General features: G+C 47.1%; 8 protein-coding genes and 1 tRNA gene. 5 read left to right on the top strand and 4 right to left on the bottom strand.

Translation table 11 applies throughout. The annotated features are described in order from the left end of the window. The first annotated feature begins 806 nt into the window (after positions 1 to 806). Entirely contained in the window at positions 807 to 1826 is a 1020-nt protein-coding gene (locus tag Q6A92_RS03960) for a glycoside hydrolase domain-containing protein (protein WP_274402125.1), read from the top strand. Between the two features lie 148 nt (positions 1827 to 1974). Here the strand turns inward: Q6A92_RS03960 and Q6A92_RS03955 are convergent, their stop codons facing one another. From Q6A92_RS03955 to pgaC, 4 genes are all read right to left on the bottom strand, one after another. Next, positions 1975 to 4638, bottom strand: a complete 2664-nt coding sequence (locus Q6A92_RS03955) for a cation-translocating P-type ATPase (RefSeq protein WP_443029681.1) — start codon at positions 4636 to 4638, stop codon at positions 1975 to 1977. 1417 nt (positions 4639 to 6055) lie between these two features. After that, complete coding sequence (locus Q6A92_RS03950) at positions 6056 to 6277, bottom strand: hypothetical protein (RefSeq protein ID WP_332237113.1); 222 nt, start codon at positions 6275 to 6277, stop codon at positions 6056 to 6058. Between the two features lie 538 nt (positions 6278 to 6815). Next, positions 6816 to 6888 (bottom strand) — tRNA-Ala (locus Q6A92_RS03945). Between the two features lie 638 nt (positions 6889 to 7526). Next, positions 7527 to 8630 (bottom strand): poly-beta-1,6-N-acetyl-D-glucosamine synthase, encoded by a 1104-nt coding sequence (gene pgaC, locus Q6A92_RS03940; RefSeq protein WP_332237112.1) that lies wholly within the window; start codon positions 8628 to 8630, stop codon positions 7527 to 7529. A gap of 605 nt (positions 8631 to 9235) precedes the next feature. Here pgaC and Q6A92_RS03935 point away from each other — a divergent pair. The 4 genes from Q6A92_RS03935 to Q6A92_RS03920 all read left to right on the top strand — a co-directional run bounded on the left by Q6A92_RS03935 (position 9236) and on the right by Q6A92_RS03920 (position 13316). Beyond that, positions 9236 to 10423, top strand: coding sequence for a CaiB/BaiF CoA transferase family protein (locus Q6A92_RS03935; protein WP_332237111.1), 1188 nt, complete (start codon positions 9236 to 9238; stop codon positions 10421 to 10423). A gap of 12 nt (positions 10424 to 10435) precedes the next feature. Next, positions 10436 to 11641: an acyl-CoA dehydrogenase family protein gene (locus Q6A92_RS03930; RefSeq protein ID WP_274402131.1), complete on the top strand. Its 1206-nt coding sequence runs from the start codon at positions 10436 to 10438 to the stop codon at positions 11639 to 11641. A 25-nt stretch (positions 11642 to 11666) separates the two neighbouring features. Then, positions 11667 to 11990: a DUF3870 domain-containing protein gene (locus Q6A92_RS03925; protein ID WP_274402133.1), complete on the top strand. Its 324-nt coding sequence runs from the start codon at positions 11667 to 11669 to the stop codon at positions 11988 to 11990. A gap of 75 nt (positions 11991 to 12065) precedes the next feature. Then, on the top strand, positions 12066 to 13316 hold the full coding sequence (locus Q6A92_RS03920) for an MFS transporter (RefSeq protein ID WP_332237110.1): 1251 nt from the start codon (positions 12066 to 12068) through the stop codon (positions 13314 to 13316). Positions 13317 to 13334: the final 18 nt, after the last annotated feature.

Below are 13334 nucleotides of genomic sequence, written 5' to 3'. Positions count from 1 at the left end.
CGGAAAGCATATCGTCCAGCACGGCTCCGTCCGCGTAAATTTTCACTTTCAGATTATTGTCCATGATCAGTTCCTCCTTTTTATACATAATATTACACATTCTGAAGAAAAGAGTCAGTTATCTTGTTTCAAAAGATCACAAATTCATTCATCCTCTCTTCGGCCGGTAAAGATTAAGATGACTGACACCTCTATAGTATAGAAAATAGTTAGAGAAGAAAAGGACAATCTATAGAATTATTTATTCCGGCCACTGAAACCGGCAAAAATGAGACGCAAATATCCAATAACAGGCTGGCATTCCGTTCCAACGAAATGAACGGACGGCAATCATAAAAAAAGGACAACCGACGGTTCGACTATTTGTACGGGTGATCCTCCGGCCTTTTCCGCGAAACGATTCTATCTGGAAAAAATGTCCAAACTTGTAATATAATTTTCACAAATTGCGAAAATTATCAGTTTACCAAATTTATGAAATATGTTTTACTAAGATCGTCAGGGGAAAATATTACTATACAGAGAATCAGTTAACCGTTCTATGATTTTTCTTCCGAACGGATCCGCGAAATATCCCCTATTTTTATTTTTCGGCCTCACCTTGCAGCATTCCCATTTGTCAGATCCATGCCCCTATATTCGCCCGAGGAAGGAGTCCTGCCTTCTATCAATCAATCCGACAAAAAAAGACAAGCATCGATTCTCCCCGAACCCGGTCAGTTGAACCCTTTTTCAGAAAGTACTTTCGGTATTCGGCCGCAGCCGATGGCCGATAACATACATTTAAACCTAAGGAGTGACGTTCAGTGACAGCGATAGACTCACCGCACAGACTTGTCCAGGCTGCAATCAATCAATTGAAGCAGGAAAAAATCGAGGCTGTGGGCCGATACCTGCATCCGCATAATCCGGATAAGGCTCTTGGCGCGGCCGAATCACTGGCCATCCGGAAAGCCGGGCTGAAACTTTTCAGCATTTGGCAGACTGATGCGGCCGGGCACACTTATTTCACAGAAGAACAGGGCGGGAAGGATGCCCAGAACGCTGTGCGCCTGGCGGCGGAAGCCGGACAACCTCCGGGTTCGCCGATTTTCTTCAGGGTGGATTACGACGCTCTCCCGGCGGATCACGCTGCCGTCATCAGTTACTTTTCTTCCGTCAGGCGCATGATTCGGGATTATGCAGTCGGTGTATCCGGATCCTATGACATTATCGAACTGCTGGCTTCTGCCGGACAGGCTGATTTTTTCTATCAGACGTCCGCATGGTCTTCAGGAAAGCTTTCTCAAAAGACCCATATTTATCTTCTCGGCCGGGGCACGGGTACGGCAGAGACAGGAAACGGTTCGGTCAGGATTCTCAGGCCCGGTGTGTTTTGGGATTCACCGTTCAAATCACAACCGACACCGAAGAAGGACTACCGCAGATCTTCTGAGAATAAAGCAAGTGCGATCAGCGAACTGATGGAAACGATCTATAGGGCAGCAGGTTATCCGTTATCTCAGGCTGATCTGCACAGTACGCTGCAAACAATCGAACAAAACGGACATCAGAACAGCGCTTTCTCATCCCGATCGCGGCGTTACCCCGGCAGGCTGATCCGGCTCGGCAGTAAAGGCCGGCCGGTCCGCTATATTCAGGAGGCTGTCGGCATACCGGTCGACGGCGTTTACGGACCAAAAACAAAAGCTGCCGTGGAATCCTACCAGCGGCGCTGCCGCCTTTACCCGGACGGTATTGTTGGTCCGATTACCTGGCGCCTGTTGCTGAAAGTACTGCTTTTTTTATACTCGCTCCCCTATACATTTGTATTTTCTTACGATTGACTTGCAAACGCCGGCTTGCCGTACATGAAACAGACGTTTCAAGGCCGGGCACCGGATGAAATCGGATCATGGGACAGCTAACCCGGCAAATATACACATCAACACCCGGCTGAAAAATTGCATGTAAAAAGCGGGAAAATGTTCTGCCTTACACCGGCCGGCCGGCTCTGCTGCTGACCAATAACTTGATGCACTCGCTTACGGCAAGCGGAACAAGCGCAAGCAGAAAAACAATCATCCAGTCACGGGCGGAAAGCATGTGAACGTGAAAGGCATTCGAGAGAAACGGGACTGCAATGACGGCAAACTGCAGAACCGCTCCCAGGACGATGGCTCCTGTTAAATATAAATTAGTAAAGAGGCCGATCCGGAAAATAGAGCGGGTGGTATTCCGCATGGCAAGCGAATAAAAAAGCTGGGAAACGGCAAGAACGACAAAAGCCATCGTTTCCGCATAAATCATTACGCCGGCAGGAATATCCCTTGATCCCGGGCCGTAGCCGTGCTCATTCAGACCGAACAGAAAAGCGGCCAGCGTCAGAGCGCCGATCAAAGTTCCGCCCAAAATCGCCCGGAAACCGATGCCGCCGGCAAAGAAGCCTTCCCCGGGATTTCTCGGCGGTTTTTTCATGATGTCTTTATCTCCCGGATCAACACCAAGCGCGATCGCCGGAAAGGTATCCGTAATCAGATTGATCCAGAGAATCTGTGTCGGCAGCAGCGGCACAGGCCAGGAGAAAACGACGGAGGCAAAGATGGTCACTATTTCGCCCAGATTACAGGCAAGCAGAAAAATGATCGCCTTCCTGATGTTACTGTAAATGTTTCGTCCCTCTTCGACTGCACGGACAATCGTTGTAAAGTTGTCGTCGGTCAGAATCATATCACTGGCTCCCTTTGAAACGTCCGTTCCCGTGATGCCCATTGCAACGCCGATATCTGCGCTTTTCAGTGCCGGTGCATCGTTCACGCCGTCCCCGATCATCGATACAATATGGCCGCGTGACTGAAAGGCTCTGACAATCCGCACTTTGTGCTCCGGCGACACTCTGGCGAAAACACGGTAATCAGCAATCCGATCGGAAAATGCGGCTTCGGAAAACCTGTCGATTTCATACCCGGAGATGCTCTGATCAGGCGTGGCAGCGATGCCGAGCTGCATCGCTATGGCGGCAGCCGTATTCCGGTGGTCTCCGGTAATCATGATAGGTGTGATGCCGGCCTGTTTCGCTTGTTGAATCGACTCGCTGACTTCGAGACGGGGCGGATCGATCATGCCGGCCAGGCCGATAACCGTCAGGTCACTTTCCATTTCTTCGGGTGGAAGAATCCGGTCCGTATCCTTGCAGGCCGCACCCAGTACACGCAAAGCACTCAGCGACATTTTTTCAGCCGCTGCGAGATATCCCTGACGGATTTCCTGCGTCAGAGGGACGGGCCTGCCGCCGATCAGCGCGTGTGTGGCTGTTTTCAGCAGGCTATCGATCGCTCCTTTCGTATGCACACGGTATTCCGGCCCTTCTCTGTTGAGCGTTGACATCAGTTTTCTGTCGGAATCAAACGGTCTTTCAGCAACACGCTCATGCCCGGCTTCCATTTTTCTTTTCGGCATATGATACTTTTCACCGAGTACGACAAGAGCAATTTCGGTCGGATCCCCGGTTCCTTCCCCATTTTCGAAGGTCGCGTCGCAGCAGAGGACAAAAGACTTGATCAGCTCCTTTTCGTCTTTCCTATCAGCCGTTGCCGTCCCGTCCGCAGGGACATTCTCAAAATGTTGATGTGTATAGACATGCTGAACAGTCATCCTGTTTTGAGTCAGCGTACCCGTTTTGTCAGAACAGATGATACTCACAGAACCCAGTGTTTCAACGGCAGGCAACTTTTTAACAATCGCATGGATGCGGGACATTCTTGTGACACCGAGTGCCAGAACAATGGCAACGATTGCCGGAAGGCCCTCCGGAATAGCTGCTACAGCCAGGCTGATCGCCGTCAGGAGCATTTCAATAAGATCTCTTTTTTGAAAGAAAGAGACGATAAAAATAAGCACACAGACGGTGACGGCAATATAACCGAGCATTCTTCCAAGAGTGGCCAGTTTCTGCTGCAAAGGTGTCGGATCTGTCCGGTCCTGTTCCAGCACTTCCGCTATTTTTCCAATTTCCGTATTCATTCCGGTACCGACCGCGACGCCCTCGCCGCGGCCATAGGTCACCAGTGTTGACATGAACGCCATGTTTGATTGATCGCCCGCGGATATTTTTCCCTCTTTAAAAATCGCTTCGGCATCCTTGCCGGACGGAACCGACTCCCCAGTCAGAGCCGATTCCTCGATCTGCAGGTTGACACTTTCAATCAGACGCAGATCGGCAGGTATGTATCTTCCGGCATCAAGCACAACGATATCCCCCGGCACAACTTTCCCGGAATTTATTTCCTTTACTTCTCCGTCACGCCGGACCAGGGACTTGGGCGCCGACATCTGCCGAAGGGCTTCGATCGCTTTTTCGGCCTTATACTCCTGAATGACGCCGATCACTGCATTCAGAAAGACAACCGAGAGAATAATAACGGTGTCTGTATACTCGCCGATCGCAAGCGTGATGGCCGCCGCACCGAGAAGAACGTAAATCAGCATGTCTTTGAGCTGCAAAAAAAACAATACTGCCGGACTTTTTTTCGGCCTGTCCTTCAGCTTATTTTCGCCATGCTTCACGAGCCTTGCTTCCGCTTCTTCGGAAGACAGGCCGCTGCGGGGGTCGACATCCAGATCGTTCAGAACTTCCGCTGCTGTTTTCGCATACCACATCATTGGCTCACCTCGGCGTCTTAAGACGAACTTTCTGTAGAATCGGATACATATTATCTATACCCATTTATCGCCTTCTTATTTTTGAAATTCATACGAAAGCCTCAAAAGATAAATGACTCCAGTTTGGAAAACCGCAAATCCGCCAAAAGAACGAAAAACGCCCTGTCCCTTTTTTCAAAATGAAGACAGGAAACTTTGATTCTATTTAACCTTGTTGTTTGTTTCGAAAAGCCTTTAAGTTGAAAAACAAATCGTTGATCATGACATATCCCTTCCAGCTATTCGTTTAGCGCTTCAATATGGCAGAAAAATCGCTTCAAAATTTTCAATAATTTTGAGGGACATTCATATAGTCAACATTAGATATTTCCTTCACCTTCTTTTAGGCATAAATAAAGCACCCTCTAATTTAGGTGCTGTATCTAAGAACTTTGCCCATATGTCCATTGCCATCTACTGCTTTTTAAAAGATTAGCTTTATCTGGCTCTTCTTTCAGCTTAAAATTCTTCTCAATCATTCCGGCAGACATTAAAAATCCTCTTTGGTTCCACCTGTCAGCGCACTTGCGAGCGGCTCCGTGGGTGTCTGCTGGCTTACCGATGAGAGTAAAGTTTTACCCTGAGCTGAATAGTTGACGACTCGCTTTGACACTCTGAAAAAATAACTTTTGTGAAAACAGCGAGAAGGGCGGGAGAATGCCCCCTTACGCTTTATTTTTTCGCCCGTTATGTACTAACAAAAAGTAAGACAGTACGTCAAATTTCCCACCTAAGCTTTTTCAGTAAGTGAGATTTTCCACCTATGAAATCGGATAGCTCCATGCGGGACAAGGGATGGAGGCACTTTGTAGGGCAAATGATTATCTTTATCTTAATACACCTAGCTCGTGGTCCAATGAGTTTGACAGCAAGTGAAGTCTGGGTGTTCTCGCTCGTAGTGAAGTCCTTTAGTCCAGCTCATAGGAAGCAATAAAAAGAAAATAATTGAGTCAGGTAGCTTTACCTTGCGCTGAAAGCGCGGCTATGCTAGTGGGGAAAACAAATAGGGCACCTCGGTATTTTTGAATTGAATAGGAGATAGAAACAAACCGCTCCCCTTGTAGGCTTACTGAGCGCGTAGCGCGCCAGTTTAGCCATTCTGAGAAGCAAAAGAGGGCAAACTCGTATTATTTTTATTCTTATTTATGAGGTCGCGCTTTGCTATGGCTTCGCACCCAGTTGTATAGAGTTTCACCGCGAGCCGGACAGTATAGCTTTAACTTGCGGTAAACACAAAAAAGGCTTTCCTATGCGGAAAACCTCTGTTTCAGTGAAATATGCTGGTGTAATTTGTCAGTAAAATATTTTTAAGAAGGGTTCTGTCGCGCAATAAAAAAACGAACTGCTAAGCAACCTTCAAGAAGTTAAAAAAAGGTCATCTTTTCTTATCATAAGACCCCAATGCGATTCCTAAAGCAATTCCAATACAGATTCCTAATACAATATTATTAAAGATAGACCCTATTCCAGCCCCTAAACAAATACCAATTGATAAGTAGGTGACTTGCTTATTTTTCTTTAATTTATCATTTTCATTTTTTGGGGGCATGGAGATTATCCTTTCTGCTGGGTACTGTAATGTAATTCCATTTAACACCATAAACCTCTGCCAGACAACCAGCGGAGGGAATTTTTTATGTAAAGCTCGCGAGGAAGGCTGGGAGAGGGTAACTCACAAGCCCACACTCATGCACTCGCTGAGGTAGACTGTCAGTGAAAACAAAAAAAGCACCCCCGAGGGAGCACTTTCATTCATTCACTATTTTGTTTGCAATCTCTACGGCTCTAGCCAGTATAGTGCCGTCTGTGTCAATTTCACACAAAGTATGGCACACTCTGAAAACACGAGGGTTGAGCTAGTCAACGCGTTCAATCTCGTTTTCTGCCAGCCACTTGCCGAACGTCCCCCAGAGTGCGTCATAACTTTTCAAGCTATTCTCCGTGATACCGTCATACTTCTTGTCTGTTGCCATTTCCCGTCATGCCATACTGATAAGCAATAAAAGACCTCCTTGAGTAAGTTTCTGAAAACTCACCCTCAGAGATTCAAAACTGGTCAAAAATAGGTCTGTCATAGAACGCTGTGTGCTTTTGCTCTATTTTGCACTAGAAAATCCCTTCCAGCGGCGATTCGATGGAGCATAGGGGGTTCGAACCCCTGACCTCTGCGCTGCCAGCGCAACGCTCTCCCAGCTGAGCTAATGCCCCACAAGACAAAAAATAGAATAACAAAATTTGACCTGATTGTCAAATTATTTTTGTCAATTTGCCAAGAGACCGATTTTATTTATGCTCGACCTCGATATGAGTTATTGGATTTTTATCAAATGCAATGATCTTACACTTTCTTAATTGAACATAGTCCCTTTCCGACATTAATCCTAACTTGAGAATGTCCTCATCTGTAGTAACAGGCGGATATCTTCTTCTATGTAAACTGCCGAATTTCTTTTTATTATAAAACCGCCAGATCCAGAGTACAAAAACAAAGATTATCCATAGGATCAGACTGTTCCACACAAATTTGCGTAATAGAGAATCAGATATTCCAAGCCTTGCTTTAAGCTGCTCCACGAATGACAAACGGAGATATAAAAGAGCCGTACTAAAGAAAAGAAGAACGAGTAAGCTGTATGCCCACATGATACTGGTTAAGAAAACGAGCACAATTGATTTTAATAGGTGGTTGGAAGATGGCGTAACCATCATACCGTTTTGTCCATACCCCTGTCCGGACTTGACCACAATGCATACCCCCCTTTAATCCTTGCTCTTATCGCTCTCGGAAGCGCAAAAATAACCACCATTGTACTAACGATCCAGTAAAGAGCGGGATACCAGGCAGACTAGGCTAAGTAGCGTTTGACAGAATCATGTTTTGAGTCAATAATCACGGAAGTCAGTAACTGAACAAAACTCATTAACACAAGCACAAACGATGAAAGCGTAAACCACATTAAGTGCTCTGTTAAAGTGACTGAAATTATCTGTTTAAAAACAGTGAGCGCAAGCCAGGAAAATGTCCAAAGTATGCTGCAGAGCTGTTCAAGATAAACGATCCAAATCCTTCTTTGCCGCCAGTCACAAAAAACGCGCCAATGCCTTATAAGAACTTCTTCCCCGCCTTGAGCCCATCGAATTCGTTGTTTCCAAATGCCCTTTAAGGTTTCGGGAACAAGCATCCAGCAGAGTGCACGCGGTTCATAACGTATATCCCAGAATCTACGTTGCAGTTTCCATGAAACTGCAATGTCTTCCGTGATCATGTCCCGGTCCCATAACCCTACATCAGCAAGAGCTTTTTTTCGAAAAGCAACAACAACTCCCGAAACGGTCATAACCTTGCCTAAAATTCGCTGCGTTCGTTTAATGGATCCTATGATTGAAGCATATTCAACAATCTGTAATTTACTTAGCAACGTCTTTCGATTTCTCACTCTCGGATTGCCGGTAACCGCACCGACTCTCTCTCCATTTTTAAAAAAGTGATGAATCAGATAGAAAGGAGCATTGGGATCAAGAATTGCGTCTGCGTCAATACATATGAGATATTCTGCTCTGGCTGCATGGCAGGCAATATGAAGGCTATTCGCTTTTCCACAGTTTTCTTTGCAGTCAATAAATCTAAGTTCTTTAATTTGTTCTGCAAGTTTATAAAGAATTTTTGCGGTTTGATCCGTACTGCCATCATTTACAGCAATAATTTCTTTCTTCGGATAAGGCATTTTCGATAAATATCGGATTGTTTCTTCGATCGTATCCTCTTCGTTGAAACAAGGTACCAGAAAACTGACCATTGGCCAATCATAGTCATCGAAACAAATCTCTTCTTCTCGTTCACGATAAACAAAAAATAAGACAGCCCCAGCCATCCAAAATAAAGACATAATAAAGGGGTAGAAAAATACAAAGTTAGATGTAAAATCAGCTAGTTCTCTTAATAAAAACATGAACATCCCTACTTTTAAATTAACCAAGCTACAATAGGTTGTATCATTAACAAATATACAATTTCTGAACAATTATCTAAAAATATAATATTTGCCATGAAAGTCAGGTGGTTGTCGATGTTTATACAATTTAATGGTTTCACTTCTCAGCTTTGTCATCAATTGTATGTTCACAATGGCTGGGCCGTTTAAATAACCAGGCGGCAAAATTCAAGGCGGTTCCGCCGGAATGAAGAGCGGTCAGACGGCATAGTATGGAAATGGGCCAAAGAGGTGGGCAAGCAAAGCAGGAGAGCCGTAAAAATGAATCGTCGGTTCGCATCCGCCTTTCCGTAAAAATCCTTGGTGCAAACCATTCGATGCGTTAACAGACGATGGATATCTGCAGCCCGGATATCTGACGAACCGATGACGGCAAAGACCCTTGCCGCATAACGGTTCGCCGACAGCTTTAAAAATTATAAACGCGACTTGATTCACTCGATCTTCCCCGGCCGGAAGAAGAGCCTTGAATAAGAGTCGGTGAAACGTTCAATGGATAGCATCCTTGTTTGTTTTGCCGGCTCTTTTCCTATCTTTTAATGAGTTGAGAAAGGAATGATGTGATGCAAGGGGCCTTGGACGGAATACGGATCATCGACGCGTCCCGAGTATTGGCAGGGCCGTTCTGCTCAATGATTCTCGGGGATCTGGGAGCGGAAGTGATAAAAATCGAGCATTACGAAACCGGGGATGAAACGCGGGGATGGGGCCCGCCTTTTGCCGGTGGGGAAAGCGCTTACTATTTATGCACTAACCGCAATAAGCAAAGCATGACCTTAAACCTGAAATCCGAGAAGGGGAAAGAAATATTTCACAGATTGGTTGCTTCCGGCGATATCGTGATTCAGAACTTTAAAACAGGCACCCTTGAAAAATTGAATCTCGGCTATACGCAATTGAAAGCAACGAATCCAAGGCTGATTATGGCATCGATTACAGGCTTTGGATTAACGGGTCCCTATAAGAATCTGCCGGGCTACGATTACATCATCCAGGCGCTGAGCGGGCTGATGAGTATTACCGGCGAGACCGGCGGCAGCCCGATGAAAGTGGGAGTTGCCATTGCCGACGTGCTGGCCGGCCTGTACACGTGCATCGGCATCTTATCTGCCCTGCATCACAGGGACCGGACCGGCAAAGGCCAGGAAATCGATATCTCACTGATGGATTGTCAGGTTTCGGCATTGGTCAACGTCGCCGGCAACTTTTTGTGCAGCGGGATCAACCCGGAAAGAATAGGAAACCGCCATCCCAATATCGTCCCCTATCAGGTATTTACAGCCAGAGATGGGAAGTTTGTCGTTGCGGTAGGAAATGACCCGCAGTTTCGCAGATTTACGGCCTTACTGGGAAAACCGGAACTGGCCGGTATGGAAAAATTTGCACACAACGACGCCCGTCTGCGAAATAAGTCCGAACTCATTCCCCTGATCGAAGAATTGTTGAAAAAGAAAACCAAAAAGGAGTGGAAAAAGCTGCTCGACCGCGCGGGAATTCCGAACGGGCCCATTAATACCATCGCTGAAATGTTTGAAGATCCGCAAATACAGGCAAGAAATATGCTGGTGAAAATGAATCATCCGAAAATCGAGAATCTTAAATTAGTCGGTTCTCCGTTAAAATTATCCGCCACCCCGATCACGATGCGCGATCCGCCTCCGCTGTTCGGAGAACAGACCGAATCCGTCCTGTCCGAACTCGGTTACAGTGCAGAAGAAATCATCCACTTCAGACAGAATAACATCATTTAGGAGGCTCAGATCATGAATTTTGCTTTAACAGAAGAGCAGCAGGCAGTCAAAAACATGCTGAGAAAGTTTGTCGATCGGGAAATAGTGCCGAATATCCGGGAATGGGATCGGCAGCACCATTTTGATCTGACCGTGATTCAAAAGCTTGCGGATCTCCGGCTGATGGGCGTCTGCATTCCCGAGAAATACGGCGGTGCCGGAATGGATTACAATACACTGGCCGTTGTATGCGAAGAACTGGAGCGCGGCGACACGGCCTACCGGACAGCGGTCTCCGTGCATACCGGATTAAACAGTATGACTTTGCTGCAGTGGGGAACGGAAGAACAGAAACAGAAGTATCTCGTCCCTCAGGCACAGGGAAAAAAGATCGGCGCTTTCGGTCTGACAGAACCGGACGCCGGCTCCGATGTCGCCGCATTGCGTTCAACCGCCGTCCGGAACGGCGATGTATACACCCTGAACGGCTCAAAAACATGGATTTCGCTTTGCGACGTAGCGGATCATTTCATCATTTTTGCAAAAACAGACCCGGCTCGCGGACACAGAGGGATCACGGCTTTTATCGTAGAGCGCCGTTTTCCGGGAGTAGAATCCAATGCCATCCGGGGAAAATTAGGCATTCATGCAGGAAATACCGGTGAAGTCTTTCTGACAGATGTAAAGGTGCCCGCTGCCAATGTACTGGGCGAAGAAGGCGAAGGTTTTAGAATTGCGATGTCCGCTCTGGACAACGGCCGTTTCACTGTAGCCGCAGGAGCGGTCGGTTTAATCGCCGCAAGTCTGGAAGCAAGCCTTAAATATTGTCATGAACGGAAAACATTCGAAAAAGAAATCGGGAAACATCAGCTGGTTCAGCAGATGATCGCCAAAATGAGTGCCAATCTGGAAATTTCGAGGCTGCTCGTCCATCAGGCAGGATGGCTTAAAAATCAGGGAAAACGAAACACACGGGAGACATCGCTTGCGAAATGGATCGCGTGCAATGCTGCTTTTGAAGCGGCCAATGATGCTGTTCAAATCCATGGGGCCTACGGGTATTCAGATGAATACCCGGTTGAACGCTTCCTGCGCAATTCAAGAGCTCCGATCATCTATGAAGGAACCCGTGAGATCCATACGATCATGCAGGCCGAATATGCACTCGGCTATCGAAAGGATAAACCTCTGCGAAAACAGCTGCCGGCATGGCCTTTTCAGTCTGTTTCCGCTGATTAACCGAATAATACGGGGAGGCCGTACAATGAATACTTATTTAATCGCCGGGCACGCCAGGCTTCCGCAGGGAATGGCCGCCAGAAATGTTTACGACTCGCTCACCGTCACCTTGGAACTGGACCGGAAACACGGCGTGATTATCGACGCCGACTGTACACTGGCAACAGAACACGCCGGCCGCTTTCTGCAGCAGCTGTTGCGCGGTTATTGCCTGAAAGACGGGATTGACGGTTTGCTGGATCAGGTACAGATCTTATACCGCGGCAAAGCTTGTCAGGCCGTTCAGGCCGCTTTAAAAGACGGTTATGCCCAATTTGAGGGGGCCTCAATGAAGCAGATCACACAATGAGCATTGTCATTGCCTTCCATCCGACGTGTTCATGGAGAAGTCTTGGTATATCATTTATAAGGAGGCTTTTCGGTTATGAATATGCCTGTTCCGAAGCGAATGAAAAAAAGCGGAGCAAGAATGAGTCCGCAGCAGCGCAACATCCTCGCTGTCGTGACCATGGCCTGGATCTTTGATGCCTTTGATTATTTAATGCTGACTTATATAGCCGTCGATATCATGAAAGAATTTAACGTGACTGCGGCTGTATTCGGAACCGTCACATCGGTTACCGTTCTCGCAAGATTGATCGGCGGCGCGCTTGTCGGCGTTGCCGCCGATAAGTGGGGACGCCGGATTCCATTAATTACCTCCATGATCTGGTATGGAATTTTTCAGTTTATATCAGGATTCTCTCCGACATTCACTATCCTGTATGTACTTCGTTTTTTATTCGGTCTTGGTATGGGATCGATGTATTCCGTCGGTGTTCCGCTTCTTATGGAAGCGGTTCCAAAAAATAAACGGGGTCTCGCTTCGGGTCTTCTGGAAATTGGCTTCCCTGCCGGCGGCATCCTGGCCGGTCTCCTTTACGCCGGCATCTATTCTTCGGGCAGCTGGCGCGACATGTTTTATATTGCCGCCGTTCCTCCTATTCTTCTGGGAATCTATACTCTGGCTACGTTTAAAGAAACGCGGAAGTGGACCGGGGAGCGATCCGCCCGGAGCAGTCTCGAAAAAATTCCTCTGATCAATCTTTTTATCGGAAAACAGGCCTGGAGCACGATTCATTCCATTCTAGTGAACGCCGGATTTCTCGTTTTATATTATTCCGTCAGCCTGTGGTATCCGACTTTTTTAAGGGTTGAACATCATTTCACCGTCGCCATGGTCAGCGCCGTGACTATTTTATTGAATGCTTCAGCCGTCTTCGGCAGCATCCTGTTCGGGATTTTGTCCGACCGAATCGGGAGGCGGTGGACCATAACTATTTCCGCATTAGGTTCCATGCTGGGCGCCCCTTTGTTCGTCATGCTGGATAATAACGCATTGCTTTATCTGGGTGCGATCATCGTCGGCTTTTTCGGACCCGGCGGAGTATGGAGCGTAAACGCAACATACACGGCAGAACATTTTCCTTTAAGGATGCGGTCTACCGGACACGGATTGACCTACAACGCAGGAAACTTCTTCGGAGGCATGCTGACGCCTGTCATGATCGGGCTGCTTTCCGCTCAATACGGATTTGGCGCCGTCATGACATTCGGCGTTCTCTCCTCCGCAGCATTTCTGATTCTTATGGCGTGGCTCTGGAAAGAAACAAAGGACCTGGATATGTCGACTTAAACGAAATATAAGTATCTA

Origin of the sequence: Sporolactobacillus sp. KGMB 08714 (assembly GCF_036598985.1) — a bacterium.
Taxonomy (GTDB): Bacteria; Bacillota; Bacilli; order Bacillales; family Sporolactobacillaceae; genus Sporolactobacillus.
This window is presented reverse-complemented; position numbering and strand designations above follow the sequence as displayed.

What these genes read in the sequence shown, in the direction of transcription:
- Q6A92_RS03955 (WP_443029681.1), bottom strand. Translation starts at nt 4,638, where the DNA reads ATGTGGTATGCGAAAACAGCAGCGGAAGTTCTGAACGATCTGGATGTC.
- pgaC (WP_332237112.1), bottom strand. Translation starts at nt 8,630, where the DNA reads ATGTTTTTATTAAGAGAACTAGCTGATTTTACATCTAACTTTGTATTT.
- Q6A92_RS03935 (WP_332237111.1), top strand. Translation starts at nt 9,236, where the DNA reads ATGCAAGGGGCCTTGGACGGAATACGGATCATCGACGCGTCCCGAGTA.
- Q6A92_RS03930 (WP_274402131.1), top strand. Translation starts at nt 10,436, where the DNA reads ATGAATTTTGCTTTAACAGAAGAGCAGCAGGCAGTCAAAAACATGCTG.
- Q6A92_RS03925 (WP_274402133.1), top strand. Translation starts at nt 11,667, where the DNA reads ATGAATACTTATTTAATCGCCGGGCACGCCAGGCTTCCGCAGGGAATG.
- Q6A92_RS03920 (WP_332237110.1), top strand. Translation starts at nt 12,066, where the DNA reads ATGAATATGCCTGTTCCGAAGCGAATGAAAAAAAGCGGAGCAAGAATG.